This window comes from Lysinibacillus sp. NPDC047702, from assembly GCF_050272555.1.
In the GTDB taxonomy this organism is placed as follows: domain Bacteria; phylum Bacillota; class Bacilli; order Bacillales_A; family Planococcaceae; genus Lysinibacillus.
In genome coordinates this window covers 41171-64762 of sequence record NZ_JBNNMG010000023.1, presented here as the reverse complement: position 1 = coordinate 64762, position 23592 = coordinate 41171, and the positions used below count along the sequence as shown (strand labels likewise).

Sequence of the window (23592 nt, the reverse complement as noted above, 5' to 3'; positions counted from 1 at the left end):
CAGGAAAGCGAGTAGCCTGGAACGGAAATCACCTTCATTTTGACTAAATATTCACAAAGAGTCCCTTGACTATTTAATTTTTCAACACTATGAAAAGAGACCTGATGATTATTGTCATCAGGTCTCTATTTATGATGTAAGGCTTTGTTATCCTGCTAGAATAAGCTTCTGTCCATGGGTTACTTTATGTCCTGCCATTCACTTGCAAGCATACCATAAACAACATGGTCGACATAATGATCGTAAAGCCATTCTGCAGCACGAATCGTACCTTCCATAGTAAAGCCTAGTCGTTCAGGAATAGCGCGGCTTTTCGCATTGCCCTCAGCAGCACGAATTTCAACTTTATTGAGCTGTAATACAACAAATGCGTATTGTAGTAAAGCCTTAACGGTTTTCGTCATAATCCCATGTCCTTGTGACCCTTCACTGAGCCAATAGCCGATTGCCGCAATTTTATTACTAGGATTGATGGTATTAAAGCCTGCAATGCCAACAATTTCATCGTGAAAAACGATAACAAACGAATGGCTGGTCTGTGCTTCCAGCCCCTTTATACACCCTTCAATATAGGCTGATGTATCGGCTTCTTCTTTGGTGAAATCCAACCATGGCAGCCATTCACGTAAATAGAGGCGGGACTTGTCTGTTAATGCGAAAACATTATTTGTATCTTCTAAGGTAATGGTGCGTAAGTATAAATCTGGATTGATTTTTATAATCAATATCTTTCACCTCGTTGTTATTTTAAGGCATCGTGCATAAAGCTCTTCATTTCACGACTAAGAACAGATAACTCTTCAATAATTTCACTGAAATCCTGAACAAGCTGTGCCTGTTCGTTCGTTGCGTCATTGATTTGTCCCATATTTTGTTTCAAATTTTCAAGATTTCGATTGATATTTCGTAAAGATGCTTCTATGTTTTCAGTGGCGCTGGATGTTTCGAAGGAAAGCTTTCTGACTTCTTGTGCGACAATGTTAAAGCCAGCTCCATGCTGACCAGCACGAGCTGCCTCAATGGATGCATTTAAACCAAGCAAATTCGTTTGGCGGGAGATACTCTTTATTAAATCGGTTACTTCATTTGTTTTCTCAGAATCCTCAAGGGCATGCTGTGCTTGTTTGTTAATTTCTTCGCTTGTGGCAGCCAGCTCCTCAGAATGTGAGGCAATTGTATGTACTTTGTCCTGTAAACTGTTCACGATAGTATCCATTGTGCTCATATAATCTTCGAGTTTAATTTCATTGTCAATTGGCAGTCCAAATGCAAGAGCACCTACGACTTTACCATTTTCACGAATTGGGAATGAAAAAGCATTGATGGCCACACCGTACACATCCTTCGGTATCACGACATCCGCATTTTGACCATTAAAAGCAATGAAAACATTTTGATCGTTTGGATTTACTTTTTGACCATTTTTATAGCCTGAATCTACTCGCTTGCCTGCTAAATATTTCACAACTATTTGACTTTCTTTCTCAACAACAGCTACAATTGCTTCCTCTTTTAATGCAAGGTGGATATACGGTACTGAAAGGGATAAGGCTTCAATAATTTTCATAAAAATTCCTCCAAGTCTGTGCAACGAAAATAGTCTAGTCACCGAAGCTCATTTTGACAATGATTACTAGATGATTACTTTCACTGTAGCACAATAATTGCCAACTCAAAATAGTAAATCTTAATTTTTTATGTAAAAGTCTGCGAAGAAAAATAAAGAAATAGTTTATATAGGAATTGTCAAATAAAATATAACGTAAATAATAAAACTAGAATTGAATTTGTCGATTTTTTGACGGTCTATCGTGTGTTTTAAAGAAAATTGTATTAGAATAATAGTATTATTGGTCGTACGTTAAGGAGCGAAACAAATGGACTTTATTCAAAAGGGGACAAAGGAGTTTCATAAAGCAAATTGGGCTTTATTTTTAGCAGGCTTTATTACCTTTGCTAACCTCTATATTACGCAGCCTTTACTGCCAACGTTTGCAGAGGAGTTTGATGTGTCACCAGCCGTTGCGAGCTTATCGCTATCAGCGACAACCTTTGCACTATCTATTAGTATGATTATTGTTGGCTCATTGTCGGAAGCTTGGGGAAGAAAATCATTAATGACCATTTCGATTTTTGCTGCATCGATCCTTACCTTGGCTCTTGCCTTTTCACCCAATTTTGCAATAATTTTAGTACTACGTGTACTACAGGGAGTCGTTTTTGCGGGTTTGCCAGCCATTGCAATGGCCTATTTAGGAGAGGAGATCAATCCATCTAGTTTGGGTGTGGCCATGGGTTTATACATAAGTGGAAATTCAGTAGGGGGACTTAGTGGACGAATTATTATAGGAACATTAACGGATCTTTATAATTGGCAGGTGGGCATGATTGTCCTGGGGATTATTAGTCTTCTCATCAGCTTGTTATTTGTCTGGATGCTGCCGAATTCCAAGCATTTTACAGCACGCCCTTTGCAAATAAAAGCATTAACGACCTCACTTATTCAGCATTTAAAGGACCCATCTATGCTCTGTTTATTCGGCATTAGCTTTGTTTTAATGGGAAGCTTTGTTACGCTGTATAACTATATAGGCTTTAAACTAATGGCACCTCCCTATAATTTAAGTGCTACAATTGTTGGGTGGATATTTATTATCTACTTAGTCGGTACATTCAGTTCTGCTTGGTTTGGCGGTTTAGCTGATCGATATGGACGTCAAAAAATGCTGCTATTGTCAATTGCTATTATGCTGATAGGTGCCATTCTTACACTGCATGGCCTCCTGAGTTTGAAGATTATTGGCATTACCATCTTTACATTTGGCTTCTTTGCAGCACACTCAATTGCTAGCGGATGGGTGAGTAAGCGCGCCACTCATGATAAGGCACAAGCATCCTCACTTTATTTATTTTTCTATTATTTCGGCTCTAGTGTTGGAGGAACAGTGGGAGGCGTATTTTGGATGCATTTCGGCTGGATTGGTGTTATTACGATGATTACTGTATTTTTAGCCGTTGCATGCTTACTATCTTTTTTATTAAAGCGAATTATTAAAAAACAACATATAGCAGTGGGTCACTAGAAATTATTGTTATTGTGAGGTGCTATTGTGTTAGAACTTATTATCTTTTTTTTAATAATGCTATTTGCTGCAGGTGTTATTCTATTAATTCAAACGATATTTGCTATGTTTTAGGGTTAAAGCTATGTAAAACAATAAACTATGATTTGTCATAAGCAAACTAATCGGTATAATAAATAGACGAGCTAAAAAGAGGAGAGGAAATTATATGTTTGCACGTTTTAAAGGAATTTATATTGTCTTTGCTTTGCTTACAGTGGCTTTTATTGTGACAGGTTGCGGAACAGCAAAAGAAAAAGAGCAGCCTGTGGAAAATAAGGCACAGGAGCCAGAAGAGAAAGTAGATTATTCTTCCGAAGTGAAGGAAAATCCAATTGTGACAATTACGATGGAAAATGGCGAGAAAATAGTCATTGAATTAGAGCCTTCTATAGCACCCAATACGGTAGCTAATTTTGTTACTTTAGTGAAAAAAGGTTTTTATGATGGTCTTATTTTCCATCGAGTTATTCCTGGTTTTATGATTCAAGGTGGAGATCCTTCGGGTAATGGTACGGGTGGACCAGACTATTCGATAGAAGGTGAGTTTTCTTCTAATGGTGTTACTAACGATTTGAAGCATGAACGAGGTGTTATTTCAATGGCACGTTCGAATGATCCAAATTCTGCGGGATCTCAATTCTTCATTATGGTAGATACAGCATCAAATCTTGATGGTCAATATGCTGCTTTTGGTAAAGTGATTGAAGGGATGGAAACAGTTGATGCGATCGTTGCTGCTGAGCGAGATGGTGCTGACAAGCCATTGGAAGATCAGCGAATGAAAAAGGTGGAAGTGGATACAAAGGGCTTTGATTACCCAGCTCCGAAGGTAATCAAATAATCGAAGTGATTAATCTGTAGCTGGTAAATTGGCACTGAGTTAAAGTTTTTTGCACTTAATTGAAAGAGTATCAGTATTTTAATAATGTAAAAAGGTGTGTGAAGAAAGTACTTTGCATACCTTTTTCATTTAAATCAATGTTTTTATTACATCGAAATAAGCCAAATAAAATCTTCCTCAACAATCATTTGAATGTCTAAGCCGAGTCTGATCAATTGCTCAGCTTTTAATTGTTTTGTACTGAACCCACGACGATTCTTTCCAAGAATAACGAAATCTGTCTCCTTGGTAACAGCACCTTGGACAATTCCTCCATAAGCCCGCACCCTTTTCGCAGCTTCTGCACGTACCATAGTAGAAAGAGCTCCTGTAAAGACGATTTGTTTATTATAAAATGGGTGCATGAAGCATTCAGATGTGTCAGAAAGATAAATGATTTCAGTGTTGTCCTTATTTTTGTCCATGTTGATTCTCCTTAGTGAATGCTAAAGGATTTCACTCCCAATCATCTCATTTTATCCAGCATCTACATTTCGTGCAAACTAAGAAAGGAAGCATGAAAAATCAATTACGATTTTCCATGCTTCTTTGTATTTATCCCATAATATTATAGCCAGCGTCAATGTAAATTGTTTCGCCTGTAACACCACGTGATAGGTGTGAAAGCATCACAATTGTCATATCTGCTACTTCGTCTTGCTGAACATTACGCTTTAATGGAGCAGTTTCTTCGATTTTGTGTAAAATTGTGTTAAAGGATGGAACGCCTTTTGCTGCAAGTGTACGAATTGCTCCAGCTGAAATTGCATTGACACGAATATTATCTTTTCCAATATCTGCTGCAAGATAGCGCATAGAAGCCTCTAGTGCTGCTTTCGCTACGCCCATTACATTGTAGCCATCAAGCACACGCTCTGCTCCTAAATAGCTCATAGTTACAATTGAACCGCCTTCAGTCATATAAGGATGTGCCGCTTTTGCTGCTGAGATAAGGGAATACGCACTAGTATCTTGTGCAAATGCATAGCCATCACGAGTTGTTTCTAAGAAACGGTTGTGTAAATCCTCTGCATTGGCAAATGCTACAGAGTGCACAATACCATGGATAACGCCTACTTTTGAACCAATTTCATCAAAAGCAGCCTTAGTGCTGTCATCGCTGTTCACGTCACATTGCACAATTAGTGAATCAGATTGTCCAATATTTTCTAATTGCTTTTGTAATTTTTTCAATGAACGTTCTTGACGATATGTGAAAATAACATTAGCACCGACATCAAATAAACGTTTGGCAATGCCCCATGCGATACTACGATCGTTCGCTACACCCATTACCACAATATTTTTATCTTTTAATTGTAATAAATTATCCATCATCTATTAGAACCCCTTTATGAAATAATATCTGTTATTAGTACCAACTACTAAAATCTTATCATACATAAAAAATGGTTGCAATAACAAGATGACAGAGGAACGCAATTTCACAAGAAGAGGTACAAAAAAATTCATCTCATTTTTATTTAGAGATGAATCCTTGCATTATGATTTTTATATTAATCTAAGGCGTTTTAAAAGTAAGAAGGCACCCAGCTTTGGATGCCTTCAAATTTGCTAATAGCGTTTCATCTATTCGAATTTTAATGCGTCGCCATCAAATGTTTCATCTGCAACTTTAATGGAGTCAGTTGGGCAGCCCTCAAAAGCGTCTTGCATGTCTTCTAATAGATCTTCTGGAACTTCAGCTGTTCCCATGTTATCATCTAAAATAACGAAGGCAATACCTTCATCATCATAATCATAAATGTCTGGTGCTGCGGCTCCGCATGCGCCACAAGCGATGCATGTATCTTTATCAACTATTGTGAATTTAGCCATTATTATTCTCTCCTTTTACAATGTTCCTACAAAGCTTCATACTCATTCTAAAGATGTTTATCTGACATTTCAACATAAATACTATGAAATTGGAGGAATTTGCGTCTATGTTTCATCAAATTCTATTGCAAATCTTTCAAAAGCTCAATAACGAAAGAACGATTTCTGCTGCCTATCATATATTAAGAGGAAAGCGTTCAGGTCAGACTATACAAGACATTGGACTATTTCATCTGCATCCTTACTTTGGATTATTGGCAAAGCTGCCGAGAACAACATTTGATGATGCTGTAAAATTATTTTCACAATATAGTTGGTTAAATATGCAGGAATCTGGTCACTATTCCCTGAAAAAGCTAGGTTTACAGCGAGCAGAGCAAACGCCTGCTTTTTTATTTGATGGATGGCACTATCGAGGAAATGAGCATATTTTTTTTGCAAGATTGTCTTTAATTGTACAAAGTCTCTCCTATCAAAGTGCTGGGGTTCGTTCTTTTTCCCCGATTAGTAGAGATGTAACAATTCAATCATGGGTTCGATCATTTTTACTTAAGCAAAATTATCAGAATGGGCATTTACAGGAGCAATTATTAGCAGAATGCGAAAGAGTGCTTGCAGGATTGTCCTTAGCAGATGCTAATAAACAGCTTGTCCTATATCGACTAAGCGGTCATAATTTACCAGGATGGACGTGGCAGCAACTTGCTAGTGAACGTAAAGAAACCGTTTTAGATAGTCAATTAGCATTTATTGAGCTTCTACATACATTATTAAATGAAGTACACCAAAAAAATTATCCTTTGCTTGGTGATATTGCAGAGGGACTAAGAGTGAAGGCGTTAATTACCGATTCTGCACAGCAAACAGCACATTTATATGAGCAGGGCTATTCAATTGAGCAGATTGTGCAAATAAGAAAACTTAAACAAAGTACAATTGAGGATCATTTAGTAGAATTAGCCATGTATGAACCAAACTTTTCGATTGGTTCTTTTGTCTCTTATGAGGAAGCAGAAAAGGTTTGGCAAGCCTCGAAACAATATCAAACAAAGAAATTAAAATCATTACATGAAATAGTTGAAGGTATGAGTTATTTCCAATTAAAACTTATCCTTGCGAAAGGAGAAGTGTAAATGGAGCTTGAACAAGCATTGGCGAAATATTTTGGGTATACAACATTTCGTCCTGGTCAAAAGGAGGTAATTGAAGCGATTCTTCAAAAAAAAGATGTGATCGCTTTATTACCAACTGGGATGGGAAAGTCACTTTGCTATCAATTGTCGGGCTACATTTTACAAAAACCAGTACTTGTTATTTCTCCTTTACTTTCGTTAATGCAGGATCAGGTTGAGGAGCTAAAACGCTTTGGTGAAAAGAGAGTCGTCGCCCTAAACTCTTTTTTAACCTTCACTGAAAAACGATACGCCCTGCATTTTTTAGAGCAATATCGATTTATTTTTACTTCACCAGAAATGCTGCTCCAGACGCAGGTTCAGGAAAAGCTTTCACAAATGAAGTTGGATCTAATTGTAGTAGACGAAGCACATTGTATTTCGCAATGGGGCTTTGATTTTCGACCAGATTATTTACGGATTAGTCAATGGTTTTCTCAGGTGAATCGCCCCCCAGTTTTAGCCCTGTCAGCAACTGCAACTGATAAGGTTGTAAAGGATATATGTAAAACATTGTCCTTAAATGACCCGTTTGAATTTATGTATGATGTAGATCGCCCTAATATACATTTAGGACGTGTTACCTTTGAGGATAAAGGTGATAAAGCGCAGTGGATATTGCAGCATATCAAAAAGACGGCGGGACCAGGTATAGTATATATATCCTCAAGGAAGCGTGCAGAACAATACTGTGAGGTGCTGATTCAAGCAGGTATACGTACGGCAGCTTATCATGCTGGCTACGGTGCAGAGGATCGTCAGTTTATCCAGCAACAATTTATTGATGGCGAGCTCGATTGGATTGTGGCAACAAATGCTTTTGGTATGGGGATTAATAAACCAGATATTCGGCAGATCATCCATGAAACGATGCCTGCGAATGTAGAAAATTATATGCAGGAAATAGGTCGAGCGGGTCGTGATGGTCAGCCAGCTCTAGCCATTTTACTGTATTGTGAAGGTGACGAGGAGCTTGCGAAATTTGTTGTAACAGGAGATTTACCGTCTTCTGGTCATGTCGAACGCTATCAGGAATTACTAAATCAACGTATTCAGCCATCCCAAATGCTGAAAAATGGTGAGCTAAGTGAAACAGCCTTCCGTGTGCTGGATTATTGGTTACAGCAAGAAAGTATGGAACAAGTAAAGGCACGATTAAATCAATTGGCATTAGAAAAATATAGAGCTGTTGATGAAATGAAAAAAATTTCTCAGACAAAAGACTGCATTCGCGCACAACTAGTCGGGTATTTTGGGCAAAAATTGCAGAAAAAACCGGAAAACTGTTGTGAAAATTGTGGAATCCATTATGATGAAATCAATAAAGTACGCTTGAAGGAAGAAAGGAAAATAGAAATGATGCCATGGGAAGGCCGTTTAAAGCATCTCCTAATGGGATTTTAGGCTACAACTGACGGTCATTTACTTTTTTCGCAAAATTCGTCATAATAGAATGATAGAAAGCGTAGTAAGGTTGGGGGAAGGTCGAATGAGTAAAGAAGATTACCGCGATAAAATTGAAGAGCATCGACAATCATTTGAAGATGAACAAAAGGATCAGCAAACTTTGTCAAGGGTTTCCAGAATGAATAAAAATGGAACTCCTGATAAAAAGCCAAAAAAGACAAAACGCAAAATGCCCTTAATGACGATTCTCTTTGTAATCTTTATCCTAATTCCATTTTCAATTTTAATCTATTTTTTAAAATTCTACGAACCAGGCAAAACGATTGAAGAGGCTGAAAAAAATACTCCTGGACAAGTTTTAGAGATTGATAAATCAGGAAATAAAACGGATGCCTCTGGGTCAACTGGCAATAATAAAGAAGATGATAAAGCGAATAAGGAAGCAGAGGATCAATCTAAAAAGGACGCTGAAAAATTAGCAGCTGAGCAAAAAGCTGCTCAGGAAGCAAAGAAGGCTGAGGAGGCTAAAAAAGCTGAAGATGCTAGAAAGGCTGAGGAAGCTAAAAAGGCCGAGGAAGCTAAAAAGGCTGAGCAGGCTAAACTAGCACAACAGCAAGCAGAGGCAGCAAGAAAAGCGGAAGAGGCTAAAAAGGCTGAACAAGCACGTAAGGCGGAAGAAGCAAAGAATGCTGCAAAAGCAAGTACACATACAGTGAAGGAAAAAGAAAATTTATATCGTATTGCCTTGAATCACTACGGTGATGGAAGTGAAGCAACGCTAGCGAAAATTCGTGCAGCAAATGGCATGTCTTCAGATACAGTAATGGTTGGGCAAGTCATTAAATTACCGTAAGAAAAACGGGTGTCATTCTTTGGCAATGAAGTTTTTCTAGTATAAAATAATGGACAAACGCCGTTAACAACAAAAAGGTTGAGGCGTACGTCTAATTTAGTAAAAAGGCGATTCTTCATAAAAAACGAATCGTCTTTTTGCTTTCGTAAGGAGATGTGAGAGAATGATTTATATTGGACTATTGGTTTTAGTAGTCATCGTGTTCCTGCTCTATATGTGGAAGGTGGCACATGAAAACAATGTCTTACATCATCAATTGCTATTAAAGGGTAAACAGGAAAAGATTCAACTATTTTTTATTTCGGATACACATTTACGCAAAATTAATCGACAAATGATTGAACAATTAGATAATCAGTTTGATGCGGTTATAATTGGTGGAGATTTTGCTGATGGACGTACACCGATTAAACGTATTCATGACAATCTAAAATTGCTAACCTCTTTAGGTCCGACTTTTTTTGTCTGGGGAAATAATGACAGAGAGGTTGGTGAGGAGCGGCTACGTAGCATATTAAATGAGCACGCTGTCCAAATTATTGCGAATGATGCTGTTCTCTTGCCAAAGAAAAATCGTTTTTGGTTAAGTGCGATTGAAGACACATCAACAAAAAAATATAGCTTTGATAAAGCATTTGAAAAAGTTGATGAGAATGATTTAGTTGTATTTATTTCTCATAATCCTGGTGTTTTTGCGAGGGTACGTGCAAAATTTAGAGCTGATTTAATGATTGGCGGACATTTACATGGCGGGCAAATTAGAATTGGTCCTTATGGTGCCCATCCGAATGGCTCTTATCGGAAGCGTGAAGGTGTCATGACATTAGTAAGTAACGGCTATGGTACAACATTATTACCTTTTAGACTTGGTGCAAAACCACAGTGTCATATTATTGACATTGAAATTTCGGGTAAATAAACAACCAAATTCTGATAGAAGGCGTATAATGAAAATGAATCATCTAATTTTTATCTTCATTCAGCAGAAGACTCTCACCTCTACAGGTGGTGAGATGAATGCGGTTTTTCGTTTCTTTTCAGTGGGTGTTCAGACACCTACTGAAATAGCGGAACTCAATCTAAGAACGCCACGTCCTGTGGCAATTTATCTGTGCGAAAGAGAAGCGACAGCAACACACGACTGAGTGACCAACATCATGTCGGCCCAAAGCTTCCGGCGGATGTCACGGATTTTCAAAGGAATGAAAAAAGGATGTTAGCCTGCGAAAACGGCTAACTGACCTGCATCGTGCAGGCCTGAGCACAATTCAAAATCCGGACGCAATTACGCCAAGGCGAAATTGACTGTGTAAAAGCAAAAGATTAGCACCCTTCGCTAATCGAATTTGATAGGAGTGTCAAGAAATGCAGCAAGCAGATGCCATAATTGTTGGAGGCGGCCCATGTGGATTAGCAGCAGCAATAGCTTTGCAAAATATTGGATTACAGCCAATAGTGATTGAAAAAGGAAACATTGTTAACGCGATTTACAATTATCCTACACATCAAACCTTTTTTAGTACAAGTGAACGTCTAGCTATCGGAGATGTACCTTTTATTATTGAAGGACGCAAACCAAAACGAAATCAAGCACTTGTGTATTATCGAGAAGTTGTGCGTTTGAAAAATATTCAGGTTCATCGCTTTGAAAAAGTAAATAGCGTGAAGAAAAATGACGCTTTGTTTACAGTAACTACAGATAAAGAAATATATGAAACGCCCTATGTTGTGATAGCAACTGGTTACTATGACAATCCCAATTATTTAAATATAAAGGGAGAGGAATTGCCAAAAGTCTTCCATTATTTTAAAGAAGGACATGAATTTTTTGATACGGATGTGTTAGTGATAGGAGGGAAAAATTCAGCTGTAGATGCAGCGCTTGAGCTAAATAAAGCTGGCGCACGTGTAACGGTTGTTTATCGTGGTAATGAGTACTCATCTAGCATCAAGCCATGGGTATTGCCAGAATTTGATGGGGTAGTACGCAATGGAGAAGTGAAAATGCTTTTCAATACAAATGTGCTAGAGATTCGTGAGCATGAGGTTGTTTTAGAGACAGATGGCCAAGAAGAAATTTTTAAAAATGATTTTGTATTTGCCATGACTGGCTATCATCCAGATCATTCGTTTATTCGAGCTATGGGCGTATCTATTGATGATGAAACAGGTTGTCCATTTGTTACGCCAGAGACGATGGAAACGAATATAGAAGGATTATTTATTGCTGGTGTGATTGCAGCAGGAAATAATGCTAATGAGATTTTTATCGAAAATGGTCGCTTCCATGGCAATTGTATTGCACAAACCATTGCTAAAAGAACAAAATAAATTTATGGCTGTATAGGCATGTGGTCTATACAGCTTTTTTAAGTAAATGGAGGGAATTTTGCTACATAACGATGATTGGAGGTGTCCATTTGAGTGGGTTGTACTGGCTTTTAAGTTATTTAATAGGAAACTTTATGACAGCTTTTTTCGTTGGAAAAGCATATGGGATTAACCTTCAAGAAGAAAGAAGTAAAAACTTAGGGGCCCGTAATGCAGGGAGTGTAATTGGCAAAACGGCATTCGTATGGACATTTTTCGGCGACTCACTGAAGGGTGTGGCAGTCGTTCTCCTAGGACGATTATGGCACCTTGAAGAGTGGATAATAATTGTGGGAGTGACCTGTGTCATCATCGGCCATTTATTCCCTGTTTGGTTGAAATTTAACGGTGGAAAAGGAGTAGCTACTTTTATTGGGGTCGGTCTTGCTCTTTCGCCAGATCTATTTTTTTGGATGATTTTAGGAACTGCTCTTGTGCTTGCCCTTACTAGAAGTCTTACCCTTGGTATGGTTGGGGGCTTTGTTTTATATAGTGCGGCTATTGTCCTAACGGGAAATTTTCAACTATACATACCGATACTCATAGCGATGCTTTGTATGCTGATTAAGCATATGCCGAATATTAAGGAATCTTTAGAAAAAGGGAAGTGACAAGATGTACTGGTGCAAAATAGCCCATACTGATAAAGAATTTGAAGCGATTGCTCGTTTAAATTATGAAACCTTTGTGGAGGAAATTCCGCAACATGAACCTAATTCTGCAAAAAAGAAGGTCGATCGCTTTCATCAGGAAAATACATATCTCGTTGTCTATAAAGGAATTGAATTAATCGGGATGGTAGCCTTTCGAGATCAACGACCATTTTCCATTGATGAAAAAATTGGAAAGGTGGAACAATATTTATCACCAGCACAATGTGCCAAGCTTTGCGAAATTCGTTTACTTGCTGTAAAGAAGGCTTATCGAACAGGGCGAGTACTATTAAAATTATCGCAGGCCCTGAATGCTTTTGCCTATGAAAAGGGGTATACTGCAGCTGTCATTTCTGGCACAACTCGTGAAGAGAAGCTATATAAACAAATAGGATTCAAGCAATTTGCACCTGCTGTCGGTACAAAGGATGCTATGTTTTTACCAATGTTATTAACTAGACAGCAATTTGAACAGTCCTTCCAGCATAGACTTGTAACTGGAGGTCATACATTTTATCCAGGTCCAGTAAAGCAGGAGGGCTCGATAGAATATTCAGATCTATCTCATCGCACTGCCGCATTTCAATCCCTTTATGGACGTGTGATATCTAAGCTCCTGCTACTATCTGAGGCTCACCATGTTGCTATTGTTGTTGGGACTGGTACGTTAGCGAATGAGGTAATGCTTGGACAACTAAAAGCACAGCAATTAGGACGAGGGATTATTTTAACAAATGGAGAATTTGGAGAACGTTTACGCAAGCAGGCGGAGCGATGGACATTAAATTTTGATGTAGTAGAGCAGGAATGGAGTCAAGCTTTTGAAGTTGCGAATATTGAGGCATTGCTACAAAAGGGATGTTATCAGTGGTTGCTTACTGTACATGGTGAAACTTCAACAGGTACTTGTAATAACTTAGAGCAGCTTGTGCAGCTAACAAAACGTTACGATATCAAGCTCTGCGTTGATTGTATTAGCACTTTTGGAGCGTTACCATTCTCTTTAATGGATTGTTATCTAGCGACAGCTGTGAGTGGCAAGGCAATAGGTGCATTAAGCGGCCTAGCATTTGTTTTTTCACAGAAACTTATGAAGCCATCAACCTCGTTACCAGCCTATTTGGATTTAGCGAACTATCAGCAGGGAGCCATTCCATTCACATTACCTGCAACCTTGGTTAGAAATGTAGAAGCGGCACTTCAGGCATATCCAGCACGCTATGAACTGCTACAGCAGCGCTTTGAGACTCTACTGCAGCTACCGTTCATGCACTATAAATTATCAACAACTTATTATCCAATGCTCATCACGTTAAAATGTCCGAAGGCTCTATCACATTTACATACAGATTTAAGGTTAAATCAACTATTTGTTCATGGAGATAGCCGTTATTTACGTGAACATGATTTCATTCAGCTATCGATAATCCAACCAGATTTTGAACAAGCCATTGCTCGTCTCCAAGAGATTTTGTGCTATTATCAACAGATTGTTGAAGCATAAGATACAAGGAGAATGGAATACATTGATTTACATGAAAAAATCCTTTAGGTTAAGTGGAGTACCTGATTTATTTAACCCTATTAATAATTTTAATCGTGCCTTTTGTCCATTAATGCCAGTGGCAAATATTGCGCCTAGGTCTTCCAGCATTTTGCCACCGCCTACATAGCCGTAGACACCTTCTGCAATACCATTAAAACAACGGGAAACGAGTATAACAGGAATACCACGTTCTAATAAGCTTTCAATCCCCTTCACAACGGTTGGAGGTACATTGCCCTGTCCAAGTCCTTCTAATACTACGCCATCATATTTACATGCGAGGACAACATCGAGTAAATCAACTTCCATGCCTGCATAGACTTTTAGCATGGCCACTCGTTTTGATAACCCTTGTATATCAACATATTGGCGGCGGATAGGGGCATGGTGAAATAGTATTCTTGATTTTGTAATAAGGCCGATGGGTCCATATTGAGGTGATTGGAAGGTGTTTACAGAACTAGTGCTTGTCTTTGTCGTATTGACAGCAAGATGGACCTCATCATTCATGACAACTAGCACACCTTTTTCACGAGCTTCTTCATCTACAGCTACACGAACTGCTTCCATTAAATTATAAATCCCATCTGCACCAAGTTCATTGGAGGAGCGCATTGCACCCGTTAAGACAATCGGAATCGATAAATCAGTTGTCAGCTCTAAAAAATAAGCTGTTTCTTCTAATGTATCTGTTCCGTGTGTGATCACAACGCCATCAATTGTTTCCTCTGATACTTTATCAATTATTAGATTGCGTAAGAGTAGCATTTCTTTTGGTGTGATATGTGGTGATGGAAGGTTAAAGGCTTCCGTTTCAATAATCGTTGCTAATGAGTTGAGCTTGCTGCTTTCTTGCATAAGAGGATTTTCCTTATTTGGCATGACAGCACCCTCTTCACTCATCGCCATAGATATTGTGCCACCTGTATGAATTAATAAAATTGTTTTTTTCATAAAAATAATAGCTCCTTTTAAAAAAATTTTGTCATTACATGGTATAATAATAGCAGTTTAACTTCAGCTAATAGATATTTTTTTGTCGAAAATGGAAGTTTAATGTCGTAGGTATTTTCCATCTGAGATTTACAAATGTATTTTTCAATAGATGGTATTTATGACTTATAAAATTAACTCAGGTATAGAATTTAACATCCTGTGAGGGCGCTAATGTGATCAATTTTTGCTGTCCCAAAGCCTCAAGAGGATGTCGATTTTTAAATTATGCTAACATAATTTAAAAACTGAACATAATTATGTCAATGCGAAATTGATGTTGAAAGGAGCCGGCAACATGATCATTTTATTATCAGCTGCCATTGCTCCCGGTCTAGCGCTTTTTAGTTATTTCTATTTGCGCAATCAGATGGCAACGGAGCCAAGAAAAACCTTACTTCAAACGTTTTTGTATGGTGCATTTTTAACATTTCCTATTTTGTTTTTACAATATGTCCTAACAGAGGAAGGGGTTTTTCAATATCTTTATCTACAAGATGTTGTTTTTTCTAGTGTAGTTGAAGAATTTTTTAAATGGTTTGTGCTTTTAATTGCCATCTACAATCATGTTGAATTTGATGATCCCTATGATGGCATACTGTATGGTGCAAGTGTATCACTTGGTTTTGCAACGGTTGAAAATATATTATATTTATTTTCATTCGGTTTAGATACGGCATTTATGCGAGCTTTATTACCTGTATCAAGTCATGCCTTGTTCGGTGTTGTAATGGGCTATTATTATGGACGTGCCAAGTTCTCGAAGCTTGCAAAGACGAATGAAATGATTGCTATGGCGCTTTGTGCACCGGTAGTATTACACATTTTATATAATACAATTTTATCATTTAAAGGTTATTGGGTATATTTAATGATACCGTTTATGCTATTTTTATGGTGGTTTGGCCTAAGAAAAGTGAAACTTGCTCACTATCACCTTGTGCAGCATTTGCATATGCATAAAAAAATATAAAGCGTAGAAATCAATAAAAGATTTCTACGCTTTTCTATTTTTTTTATGTATAAAATGAGTCGTTTGTTTCAAGCTATGAAAAAAAGGAGTGATAATCATGCGTTTATTAAGCATAGTTTTTGCTTTGATACTAGCAATAAGTATATTTACGATTCCGCAAAATGACGCTATCGCATTTACTGAGCAGCAAATTACTCGTGGTGCTTATGGAGATGATGTCATTGAGTTACAAGCAAGGCTACAATACTTAGGATTTTATAAAAGTAAAATTGATGGCAAATTTGGTTATAACACATATTGGGCTTTGCGAAATTTTCAAGAAAAATATGGCTTACCGGTGGATGGAATAGCTGGGTCTAAAACGAAGAAAACATTGTCTGGATATTCTGATTATGATGAAGGATGGGTAAAAGCCCAATTAAATGCAGGAAATCAATTTACCTATTATGGCGGCGTACCGCTGGAACAGCAGGTTAAGAATACTACCAGCAGCAGTGGAGGCGGTGGCGGTAAAAGCAGTGGTAGCAGTAATAATAATGGCACTCAAACACAAGTTCCTCCTAAGTATACAGAAAGAGATTTACAGCTAATAGCGAATGCGGTTTATGGTGAAGCAAGAGGTGAGCCTTATGAGGGGCAGGTAGCGGTAGCAGCCGTTATTTTAAATCGCTTGGAAAGTCCTGATTTCCCAAATACAATTTCTGGTATAATATTCCAACCTTTAGCGTTTACTGCAGTGGCAGATGGGCAAATTTGGCTTGAACCAAACCAACGAGCAAAAGAGGCAGTCATTGATGCTATGAATGGCTGGGACCCTTCAGAAAATGCACTTTATTATTTTAATCCGAAAACAGCTACAAGTAAGTGGATTTGGTCACGACCTCAAATTAAACAAATTGGAGAACATATTTTCTGTTCATAGAAAGGAGGAAAATAAATGAAAACCATGCTTGCTATACTTACAGCAGCCGTTATTGGCTTAGGTGCATACAGCATTAATTTACACGGAGAAAAGGAAAGTTTACAACGTACTGTGCTTGCCCAATATACTGATAAATTAACGGATGCCTCAGAGAAGTTATCTCATCTACAACGCTCTGTTTCACAATCTCTGTTATTTCAAAATGATCAAGCCATTCACAATGAGTTAGATTCTGTGTGGCGATTAAGCTCCGATGTTCGTTCATCTATATCTAATATTCCTATTGGTCAGGAACTTTCTAACCAATGGCTAAGTTACTTAGGACGTCTGGGAGATGAAGCAAAGAAAACAGCTAAAACAGGGGATTACCAAGCGTGGCGTGAAAAAATGCCACAGATTTCTACAAATTTGCAATCACTTTCGGATGAATGGACAGCGGCAACCGTCGATTTTTATAAGAATAACGGTAATATGGATGTCTGGTTGAGACAAGTAGATCAAAAAAATCCAAATACAACATTTGATAATGTTCAAAAGACGCTAAAGGATTACAGTGAAAAAGATTTCCCACTGACATTAAGTGAATCTGATTGGCAGAAAAAAATAGAGCTAAAAGCATTACAGGATTCCGTTATTACGGAAAAAGAAGCATTAGAAAAAGTGAAAAATATGTTCCCTATCATTAAAGATGCCACATTTACAGTGACGAAAAGCAGTGATACAGCACCATATCCGTTTTATCATATTCAATTCCACCAAGGTATTCGTCTAGGATATGTGGACCTTACTGAAAAGGGTGGACATTTATTATCCTATTTAGTTGAGCGACCTGTAGATGAGGCAAGGCTTTCGCAGGATGAGATTATGAAAAAGGCTGAGGAACATTTAAAGCGACTTGGTATAAATGATGTGGCATTTGTTGAATCTCGTGAAAACCATCAAGCATGGCATGTCACATTTGCACGTGTACATCCTGGGGATAACGCAGTCATTTATGCTGATGGCGTTCAGTTAAAACTAGCGAAGGATACTGGGGAGTTGCTTGGTGTGAATGCAATGGAATATATTCAGGAAGAGACAATTAAACAACAAACCGCAAAACCAATTGACTGGAAAACATTCTTCGACAAGGATGTTAAAGTGGAGGAAGTAAAAAATATTTATACTGATAATGGTCAATTTGAACAGCGTCTTTGTTATGAAGTGATTGCGGTTCGAGATGGTGAATCACCTGAAACCTTCAGGATTGTCATTGATGCTGAAAATCACAACGTTTTAAAGGTGGAATATTTAACTTAATCCAAGAAAAAACTACCAATTCGTATAGCCAAAATGAGCATCTCATGCGATAATGAAATTATATTTTTGTTCGGGGAGATGCTCATGGAAATAAAAATTGGTACACTTTTACAACTTGAACCTACTTATACAGAGCGTGTTGAAAAATTCCGCTGTAAAGTTGTAGAACAAAAAGATAATATTCTTTACATTGATTATCCGATAAATATTGCAACAAAAAAAACAGCATTTTTAATAGATGGCTCTGAATTTAGAGCAACTTTTCGTACCGAAGACAAACAATCCTTTGCTTTTAGTACAGAAGTGATTGGGCGTAAAGCTGGCAATGTACCTATGATTATGTTGCATTGTCCAAAGGCAGAAGAATTTATCAAAATTCAACGTCGTGAGTATGTACGTGTGGAAACGCCTGTAGATGTGGCAATACAGTTTAAGGATTATAAATATCAGCTTGTAACAGAAGATATTAGTGCTGGCGGTATAGCAGTTATGTTAAAAGGAGAAGTTGCTTTTAAAGACGGTGATGAGGTTAAGATCACAATCGTATTACCATATGCCAATGGGGATGTAAAATATGTTATTACAGAAGCAACTATCGTGCGGATTTTTGAAAAAGATGACAAAATCATTGCAACCATTCGATTAATTGATACAGATGATGTCGATCAGCAACATATCGTACGTTTCTGTTTTGAACGTCAGCTAGTCAATCGACGTAAAGAATTAAACCCCTTTGACTTTTGAACCTAATTTTTGAGCGAGTGAGAAATGTTGTGAAATATGGTGGCATATTATTGTCATGGATTTAAGAAAAGCCCTCTGTGAGTTAGAGGGTTTTTTTATCTTTATATGTTACAATATGGTGTGATAGAAAGTAGGGGAAATTATGATGAAAAACATTCAAATTGCGATTGATGGTCCTGCTGGTGCCGGGAAAAGTACGATCGCTAAAATAGTTGCAGAAACTCTAGGATTTACTTATATCGATACAGGTGCAATGTATCGTGCAGTTACGTATAAAGCAATGCAACAGAACATACATTTAGATGATGAAACAAAATTAGCAGAAATGCTTGCAGCAAGCACAATCGAATTAAAGCCATCTCCGCAAGGTCAGCTTGTCTTTTTGGATGGCAATAATGTTTCAGCGGAAATCCGATCAAATGAGGTAACTTCCTCTGTTTCACAAGTAGCCGCCCATGCAAAGGTTCGAGAACTGTTAGTAGCACAGCAGCAAAAGCTTGCGGCTAATGGTGGCGTTGTGATGGATGGGCGCGATATTGCTACACATGTGTTAAAAAATGCAGAATTAAAAATCTTTATGTCTGCAACAGTAGAGGAACGGGCAAGACGCCGTTTAATCGACAATCAAAAACGAGGGATAGAGTCATCCATTGAAAAGCTTCAGGAAGAAATTGCTCTGCGCGACAAAATGGATAGTGAACGGGAAGCATCACCACTAATTCAAGCAGAGGATGCTATATTTTTAGATACGACATCATTGTCCATTGACGATGCAGCACAAGCTATTTTAAGATTAGCGCAAGATAAAATGGTATAAATCCTAAAATTTCAGACATTTTTTGAATTTAAAGGATTTATTTTTGTCTTTGTCTTCAATATCGAATAAAATAGTAAGGGAAGATGCGAAGGAGGGTTACATATGTCTGAAGAAATGAACTATGCAGAACAAACGTTTAACGAAGGTGATATCGTCAAAGGTATTGCAGAGCAGGTTGATGAAAAAGCGGTAACTGTTTCAATTCCAGGTGCACCGTTTGATGGTATCGTACCAATCAGTGAATTATCAAGCTTACACATTGAAAAAGCTTCTGATGTTATCTCTGTTGGAGATGAATTAGAGTTGATGATCACAAAGGTTGAAGAAGAGAACTATGTCTTATCAAAACGTAAAGTAGATGCTTTAAAAGCATGGGATACACTTGAGCAACAATTTGCCGCTGAAGAAGTATTCGAAGCGGAAGTCAAAGATATTGTTAAAGGTGGTCTTGTCGTAGATTTAGGTGTACGTGGCTTCGTACCAGCATCACTTGTAGAAGACTACTTTGTTGACGATTTTGAAGGCTATAAAGGCAAATCACTAAGCTTTAAAATTGTTGAGCTTGATAAGGAAAAAAATCGTTTAATTTTATCACATCGTGCTGTGGTCGAAGCAGAAAAAGCTTCACAAAAGAAACAAGTCATTAATGAAATTCAAGCAGGCAACGTGTTAAATGGAAAAGTTCAACGAATAGCATCATTTGGGGCATTCATTGATCTTGGAGGTATTGATGGTCTTGTGCATATTTCACAAGTGTCGCATGAGCATGTAAGCGATGTGAGTGAGGTTTTATCAGAGGGACAAGAGGTAACAGTAAAAGTTCTTTCAGTTGATCCAGAAAACGAGCGTATTTCATTGTCTATTAAAGAAACGATTCCTGGGCCTTGGTCGAATATCGAAGAGCGTGCCGCTAAAGGAACTGTATTAGATGGCAAAGTAAAACGTCTAACGTCATTTGGCGCGTTTGTGGAGGTTTTCCCAGGCGTAGAAGGCTTAGTGCATATTTCGCAAATCGCACATAAGCATATTAATACACCACATGAGGCATTAAAAGAAGGACAAGTGGTACAAGTAAAGGTGCTTGACGTCAATGGCGAGGAAGGGCGTCTAGCTCTAAGCATTAAAGATTTACTCGAAAATCCTGAGGCAGAAGAAGTAATTGACTATGAATTACCAGAAGAAAACACAGGCTTCTCTTTCGGTGATGTCATAGGTGATAAATTAAAGAACTTTAAATAAACTAATCGGGTGAGGATGCATGTTGTGTCCTCGCTTTTTTGTTGTTGGAGTAGTGACGGATAGAATCTTTGAACAGGGAGGATAGAACTTATAAAGTGCAGGATAGAATCTTCAAAGTGATGGATAGAATGTAAAGTAGCGGAAAGAACCTTCAATGTGGTGGATAGAACTCCCGAAATTGGGGATATGATCTTCAAATTGACAGAGTCATGATACATAGCGCTCTATTTAATGGATATGATATGATATAATGGCATTTTTCGTGTATAATAGCGAAAGACAAGAAGTTTGGAAGGATGAAGTACAGATGACGAAACCAGTAGTAGCCATCGTAGGTCGTCCGAACGTAGGTAAGTCGACGATTTTTAATCGTATCGTTGGGGAACGTGTATCGATTGTGGAAGATATCCCAGGAGTAACACGTGACCGTATTTATAGTTCGGCAGAGTGGTTAACACATGACTTTAATATTATTGATACAGGTGGTATCGAGATTGGAGACGAGCCGTTTTTAGAGCAAATTCGCCAGCAGGCTGAAATTGCGATTGAAGAAGCAGATGTTATTATTTTTATGACAAACGGTCGTGAGGGTGTAACAGCTGCAGACGAGCAAGTGGCAAAAATTTTATACAAAACAAAGAAACCAGTCGTTTTAGCAGTAAATAAAATTGATAATCCAGATATGCGTGAGATGATCTATGATTTCTATGCACTTGGCTTTGGTGAGCCTTGGCCGATTTCAGGCTCTCACGGCTTAGGCTTAGGGGATTTATTAGATGAATGTGCTAAACACTTCCCAAAAGAGGATGAGGAGCAATATGGGGATGATGTTATTAAATTCTCGCTCATTGGTCGTCCTAATGTAGGGAAATCCTCGTTAGTGAATGCATTTTTAGGACAGGAACGCGTTATTGTTAGTAATATTGCTGGTACAACGCGCGATGCGATTGACACACCATATGAGTACGATGGACATGAATATGTCATTATTGATACAGCGGGTATGCGCAAAAAGGGAAAGGTCTATGAGACGACAGAGAAATATTCTGTATTGCGCGCCTTACGTGCCATTGAACGCTCTGATGTTGTGCTAGTTGTGCTAAATGCAGAAGAGGGCATACAAGAGCAGGACAAAAAAATTGCTGGCTATGCGCATGAGGCTGGAAAAGCTGTTATCATTGTTGTGAATAAATGGGATGCAATTGAAAAAGATGAGAAGACAATGAACGTCTTTACACAACAAATTCGAGAGCACTTCTTATTCTTAGACTATGCACCGATTATTTTTGTATCGGCTAATACCAAACAACGGGTACATCAAATTTTACCGATTATCCAGCGTGTAAGTGAAAATCATTCAATGCGAATTCAATCATCCATTTTAAACGAAGTAATTGAAGATTCTGTGGCACGTAATCCAGCACCGACAGATAAAGGTCGCCGTTTACGTATTTACTATGCAACACAGGTTGCAATACAGCCACCAACGTTTGTGATTTTTGTAAATGAACCTGAACTGATGCATTTCTCTTATGAACGTTTTTTAGAAAATCGTATTCGAGAAACATTTGATTTTGAAGGGACGCCAATTCGTTTAATTACTCGTGCTCGTGCCTAGAAAAATGATACACAGACAGTACGCCTATCCGACGTTTTTTGTTGGATGGCGTCTTTTTACAAAAAAGGTCATGCATCATTGAAAATCTATTACAGGCGCTATGAAAAGGGAGGATTTTGAATGGAAAAAGTTTGTGTGTTAGGTGCAGGTTCATGGGGAACTGCACTAGCAATGGTACTTGCAGAAAATGGACATGATACGCTTGTATGGACTCATCGAGCTGATCAAGCTGAAGAAATAAACAGCCTGCATACGAATAAAAAGTATTTACCAGAAACGATATTACCAATAAATTTGCATGCTACAAATGATATTGCTCAGGCAGTTGCTCATTCGGAAATAATTATAGTTGCTGTACCAACTAAGGCCATTCGAGAAGTATGTGAAAAAATGGTTGTATCTCTCGATAAAAAAATTCTATTTGTTCATGTTTCTAAGGGAATAGAGCCAGATTCACTAAAAAGAATTTCAGAAATTCTAGCAGAGAGTCTCCCAGCTGAATTCATAGAGGAAATTGTTGTACTTTCTGGTCCAAGTCATGCAGAGGAGGTTGTATTACATCATCCAACAACTGTGACAGCAGCCTGTGCTAATATTGGGGCTGCTGAAAAAGTACAGGACCTATTTATGAATCAATTTTTCCGTGTTTACACGAATGAAGATGTCATCGGCGTTGAAATTGGCGGTGCGCTAAAAAATGTTATTGCATTAGCTGCTGGGATTACAGATGGCTTAAATTATGGTGATAATGCTAAAGCAGCACTGATTACTCGAGGATTAGCTGAAATTACACGCCTTGGTGTTAAAATGGGGGGGAATCCCTTTACATTCGCAGGACTAACAGGCATGGGTGATTTGATTGTAACATGTACAAGTGTGCATTCTAGAAATTGGCGCGCAGGTCATTTGCTTGGAAAAGGGATGAAGCTACAAGAGGTCCTTGATCAAATGGGCATGGTGGTAGAAGGTGTGCGTACAACGAAGGCTGCCTATCAATTAGCAGAGAAATATAATGTTGCCATGCCGATATCAACAGAGCTTTATAGTGTGCTCTTTAATGATGTAGAACCGAAAATAGCTGTTGATGCATTAATGATGCGTATGAAAAAGCGAGAAATTGATGAGATTTCATAAATTAAATT

At 38.1% G+C, this 23592-nt stretch carries 24 protein-coding genes; 18 read left to right on the top strand and 6 right to left on the bottom strand.

Translation table 11 applies throughout. From position 1 onward, the window contains the following. Nucleotides 1-179 precede the first annotated feature (179 nt). A complete protein-coding gene (locus ACQKIM_RS13055) occupies nucleotides 180-728 on the bottom strand; it encodes a GNAT family N-acetyltransferase (protein WP_427544515.1) in 549 nt (182 codons plus the stop codon). A gap of 14 nt (nucleotides 729-742) precedes the next feature. Further along, entirely contained in the window at nucleotides 743-1567 is an 825-nt protein-coding gene (locus tag ACQKIM_RS13050; RefSeq protein ID WP_427544504.1) for a methyl-accepting chemotaxis protein, read from the bottom strand. A 310-nt stretch (nucleotides 1568-1877) separates the two neighbouring features. On the opposite strand from ACQKIM_RS13050, the gene ACQKIM_RS13045 reads away from it, so the two are divergent. Together ACQKIM_RS13045 and ACQKIM_RS13040 are read left to right on the top strand one after the other, a co-directional pair. Next, nucleotides 1878-3083 (top strand): MFS transporter, encoded by a 1206-nt coding sequence (locus ACQKIM_RS13045; RefSeq protein WP_427544502.1) that lies wholly within the window; start codon nucleotides 1878-1880, stop codon nucleotides 3081-3083. A 208-nt stretch (nucleotides 3084-3291) separates the two neighbouring features. Beyond that, nucleotides 3292-3966, top strand: a complete 675-nt coding sequence (locus ACQKIM_RS13040) for a peptidylprolyl isomerase (RefSeq protein WP_427544499.1) — start codon at nucleotides 3292-3294, stop codon at nucleotides 3964-3966. A gap of 146 nt (nucleotides 3967-4112) precedes the next feature. Here ACQKIM_RS13040 and ACQKIM_RS13035 read toward each other — a convergent pair whose 3' ends face one another. The 3 genes from ACQKIM_RS13035 to ACQKIM_RS13025 all read right to left on the bottom strand — a co-directional run bounded on the left by ACQKIM_RS13035 (nucleotide 4113) and on the right by ACQKIM_RS13025 (nucleotide 5844). Further along, the gene (locus tag ACQKIM_RS13035; RefSeq protein ID WP_427544497.1) at nucleotides 4113-4430 is read right to left on the bottom strand and encodes a BRCT domain-containing protein; all 318 of its coding nucleotides are present in this window, start codon (nucleotides 4428-4430) and stop codon (nucleotides 4113-4115) included. Nucleotides 4431-4560: 130 nt separating this feature from the next. Beyond that, nucleotides 4561-5343, bottom strand: coding sequence for an enoyl-ACP reductase FabI (locus ACQKIM_RS13030; RefSeq protein ID WP_427544495.1), 783 nt, complete (start codon nucleotides 5341-5343; stop codon nucleotides 4561-4563). A gap of 252 nt (nucleotides 5344-5595) precedes the next feature. Continuing rightward, a complete protein-coding gene (locus ACQKIM_RS13025; RefSeq protein ID WP_427544493.1) occupies nucleotides 5596-5844 on the bottom strand; it encodes a ferredoxin in 249 nt (82 codons plus the stop codon). Nucleotides 5845-5951: 107 nt separating this feature from the next. Between ACQKIM_RS13025 and ACQKIM_RS13020 the strand changes: the two genes are divergently transcribed. The 8 genes from ACQKIM_RS13020 to ACQKIM_RS12985 all read left to right on the top strand — a co-directional run bounded on the left by ACQKIM_RS13020 (nucleotide 5952) and on the right by ACQKIM_RS12985 (nucleotide 13803). After that, nucleotides 5952-6977 carry a helix-turn-helix domain-containing protein gene (locus ACQKIM_RS13020; RefSeq protein ID WP_427544490.1) on the top strand — a complete coding sequence of 342 codons (1026 nt, stop codon included), beginning with the start codon at nucleotides 5952-5954 and terminating at the stop codon, nucleotides 6975-6977. Next, nucleotides 6978-8420 (top strand): RecQ family ATP-dependent DNA helicase, encoded by a 1443-nt coding sequence (locus ACQKIM_RS13015; protein ID WP_427544487.1) that lies wholly within the window; start codon nucleotides 6978-6980, stop codon nucleotides 8418-8420. 85 nt (nucleotides 8421-8505) lie between these two features. Then, entirely contained in the window at nucleotides 8506-9276 is a 771-nt protein-coding gene (locus ACQKIM_RS13010; RefSeq protein WP_427544485.1) for a LysM peptidoglycan-binding domain-containing protein, read from the top strand. A 163-nt stretch (nucleotides 9277-9439) separates the two neighbouring features. Then, complete coding sequence (locus ACQKIM_RS13005; RefSeq protein ID WP_427544482.1) at nucleotides 9440-10195, top strand: metallophosphoesterase; 756 nt, start codon at nucleotides 9440-9442, stop codon at nucleotides 10193-10195. Between the two features lie 28 nt (nucleotides 10196-10223). Next, nucleotides 10224-10421: a hypothetical protein gene (locus tag ACQKIM_RS13000; RefSeq protein ID WP_427544479.1), complete on the top strand. Its 198-nt coding sequence runs from the start codon at nucleotides 10224-10226 to the stop codon at nucleotides 10419-10421. A gap of 220 nt (nucleotides 10422-10641) precedes the next feature. Then, nucleotides 10642-11607 (top strand): YpdA family putative bacillithiol disulfide reductase, encoded by a 966-nt coding sequence (locus ACQKIM_RS12995; protein WP_427544476.1) that lies wholly within the window; start codon nucleotides 10642-10644, stop codon nucleotides 11605-11607. Nucleotides 11608-11696: 89 nt separating this feature from the next. Further along, nucleotides 11697-12257: a glycerol-3-phosphate acyltransferase gene (locus ACQKIM_RS12990; RefSeq protein ID WP_427544474.1), complete on the top strand. Its 561-nt coding sequence runs from the start codon at nucleotides 11697-11699 to the stop codon at nucleotides 12255-12257. Between the two features lie 4 nt (nucleotides 12258-12261). After that, complete coding sequence (locus ACQKIM_RS12985; protein WP_427544471.1) at nucleotides 12262-13803, top strand: aminotransferase class V-fold PLP-dependent enzyme; 1542 nt, start codon at nucleotides 12262-12264, stop codon at nucleotides 13801-13803. Between the two features lie 27 nt (nucleotides 13804-13830). On the opposite strand, the gene ACQKIM_RS12980 is transcribed toward ACQKIM_RS12985, so the two are convergent. Then, on the bottom strand, nucleotides 13831-14799 hold the full coding sequence (locus tag ACQKIM_RS12980; RefSeq protein ID WP_427544468.1) for an asparaginase: 969 nt from the start codon (nucleotides 14797-14799) through the stop codon (nucleotides 13831-13833). Between the two features lie 337 nt (nucleotides 14800-15136). On the opposite strand from ACQKIM_RS12980, the gene prsW reads away from it, so the two are divergent. From prsW to ACQKIM_RS12940, 8 genes are all read left to right on the top strand, one after another. Next, nucleotides 15137-15811: a glutamic-type intramembrane protease PrsW gene (gene prsW / locus ACQKIM_RS12975; protein ID WP_427544465.1), complete on the top strand. Its 675-nt coding sequence runs from the start codon at nucleotides 15137-15139 to the stop codon at nucleotides 15809-15811. Nucleotides 15812-15908: 97 nt separating this feature from the next. After that, nucleotides 15909-16733 (top strand): spore cortex-lytic enzyme, encoded by an 825-nt coding sequence (gene sleB, locus ACQKIM_RS12970; RefSeq protein WP_427544462.1) that lies wholly within the window; start codon nucleotides 15909-15911, stop codon nucleotides 16731-16733. A 15-nt stretch (nucleotides 16734-16748) separates the two neighbouring features. Then, nucleotides 16749-18032, top strand: a complete 1284-nt coding sequence (locus ACQKIM_RS12965; RefSeq protein WP_427544460.1) for a PepSY1/2 domain-containing protein — start codon at nucleotides 16749-16751, stop codon at nucleotides 18030-18032. Between the two features lie 84 nt (nucleotides 18033-18116). Continuing rightward, a complete protein-coding gene (locus ACQKIM_RS12960; protein ID WP_427544457.1) occupies nucleotides 18117-18776 on the top strand; it encodes a flagellar brake protein in 660 nt (219 codons plus the stop codon). 142 nt (nucleotides 18777-18918) lie between these two features. Next, nucleotides 18919-19593 carry a (d)CMP kinase gene (cmk, locus tag ACQKIM_RS12955; protein WP_427544454.1) on the top strand — a complete coding sequence of 225 codons (675 nt, stop codon included), beginning with the start codon at nucleotides 18919-18921 and terminating at the stop codon, nucleotides 19591-19593. 102 nt (nucleotides 19594-19695) lie between these two features. After that, nucleotides 19696-20832 carry a 30S ribosomal protein S1 gene (gene rpsA, locus ACQKIM_RS12950; protein ID WP_427544452.1) on the top strand — a complete coding sequence of 379 codons (1137 nt, stop codon included), beginning with the start codon at nucleotides 19696-19698 and terminating at the stop codon, nucleotides 20830-20832. A 307-nt stretch (nucleotides 20833-21139) separates the two neighbouring features. Beyond that, nucleotides 21140-22450 carry a ribosome biogenesis GTPase Der gene (der, locus tag ACQKIM_RS12945; protein WP_427544449.1) on the top strand — a complete coding sequence of 437 codons (1311 nt, stop codon included), beginning with the start codon at nucleotides 21140-21142 and terminating at the stop codon, nucleotides 22448-22450. Between the two features lie 120 nt (nucleotides 22451-22570). Beyond that, nucleotides 22571-23584, top strand: coding sequence for an NAD(P)H-dependent glycerol-3-phosphate dehydrogenase (locus tag ACQKIM_RS12940; RefSeq protein ID WP_427544447.1), 1014 nt, complete (start codon nucleotides 22571-22573; stop codon nucleotides 23582-23584). Nucleotides 23585-23592 lie beyond the last annotated feature (8 nt).

Excerpts from the sequence above, each read along its gene's own strand:
- prsW (WP_427544465.1), top strand. The coding sequence starts at position 15,137 with ATGATCATTTTATTATCAGCTGCCATTGCTCCCGGTCTAGCGCTTTTT.
- ACQKIM_RS13030 (WP_427544495.1), bottom strand. The coding sequence starts at position 5,343 with ATGATGGATAATTTATTACAATTAAAAGATAAAAATATTGTGGTAATG.
- ACQKIM_RS12960 (WP_427544457.1), top strand. The coding sequence starts at position 18,117 with ATGGAAATAAAAATTGGTACACTTTTACAACTTGAACCTACTTATACA.
- ACQKIM_RS12985 (WP_427544471.1), top strand. The coding sequence starts at position 12,262 with ATGTACTGGTGCAAAATAGCCCATACTGATAAAGAATTTGAAGCGATT.
- rpsA (WP_427544452.1), top strand. The coding sequence starts at position 19,696 with ATGTCTGAAGAAATGAACTATGCAGAACAAACGTTTAACGAAGGTGAT.
- ACQKIM_RS13020 (WP_427544490.1), top strand. The coding sequence starts at position 5,952 with ATGTTTCATCAAATTCTATTGCAAATCTTTCAAAAGCTCAATAACGAA.
- ACQKIM_RS12940 (WP_427544447.1), top strand. The coding sequence starts at position 22,571 with ATGGAAAAAGTTTGTGTGTTAGGTGCAGGTTCATGGGGAACTGCACTA.
- ACQKIM_RS12980 (WP_427544468.1), bottom strand. The coding sequence starts at position 14,799 with ATGAAAAAAACAATTTTATTAATTCATACAGGTGGCACAATATCTATG.
- ACQKIM_RS13000 (WP_427544479.1), top strand. The coding sequence starts at position 10,224 with ATGAAAATGAATCATCTAATTTTTATCTTCATTCAGCAGAAGACTCTC.
- ACQKIM_RS13025 (WP_427544493.1), bottom strand. The coding sequence starts at position 5,844 with ATGGCTAAATTCACAATAGTTGATAAAGATACATGCATCGCTTGTGGC.
- ACQKIM_RS13005 (WP_427544482.1), top strand. The coding sequence starts at position 9,440 with ATGATTTATATTGGACTATTGGTTTTAGTAGTCATCGTGTTCCTGCTC.
- ACQKIM_RS13015 (WP_427544487.1), top strand. The coding sequence starts at position 6,978 with ATGGAGCTTGAACAAGCATTGGCGAAATATTTTGGGTATACAACATTT.
- cmk (WP_427544454.1), top strand. The coding sequence starts at position 18,919 with ATGATGAAAAACATTCAAATTGCGATTGATGGTCCTGCTGGTGCCGGG.
- ACQKIM_RS12965 (WP_427544460.1), top strand. The coding sequence starts at position 16,749 with ATGAAAACCATGCTTGCTATACTTACAGCAGCCGTTATTGGCTTAGGT.
- ACQKIM_RS13035 (WP_427544497.1), bottom strand. The coding sequence starts at position 4,430 with ATGGACAAAAATAAGGACAACACTGAAATCATTTATCTTTCTGACACA.
- der (WP_427544449.1), top strand. The coding sequence starts at position 21,140 with ATGACGAAACCAGTAGTAGCCATCGTAGGTCGTCCGAACGTAGGTAAG.
- ACQKIM_RS13040 (WP_427544499.1), top strand. The coding sequence starts at position 3,292 with ATGTTTGCACGTTTTAAAGGAATTTATATTGTCTTTGCTTTGCTTACA.
- ACQKIM_RS12995 (WP_427544476.1), top strand. The coding sequence starts at position 10,642 with ATGCAGCAAGCAGATGCCATAATTGTTGGAGGCGGCCCATGTGGATTA.
- ACQKIM_RS13045 (WP_427544502.1), top strand. The coding sequence starts at position 1,878 with ATGGACTTTATTCAAAAGGGGACAAAGGAGTTTCATAAAGCAAATTGG.
- ACQKIM_RS13010 (WP_427544485.1), top strand. The coding sequence starts at position 8,506 with ATGAGTAAAGAAGATTACCGCGATAAAATTGAAGAGCATCGACAATCA.
- sleB (WP_427544462.1), top strand. The coding sequence starts at position 15,909 with ATGCGTTTATTAAGCATAGTTTTTGCTTTGATACTAGCAATAAGTATA.
- ACQKIM_RS13050 (WP_427544504.1), bottom strand. The coding sequence starts at position 1,567 with ATGAAAATTATTGAAGCCTTATCCCTTTCAGTACCGTATATCCACCTT.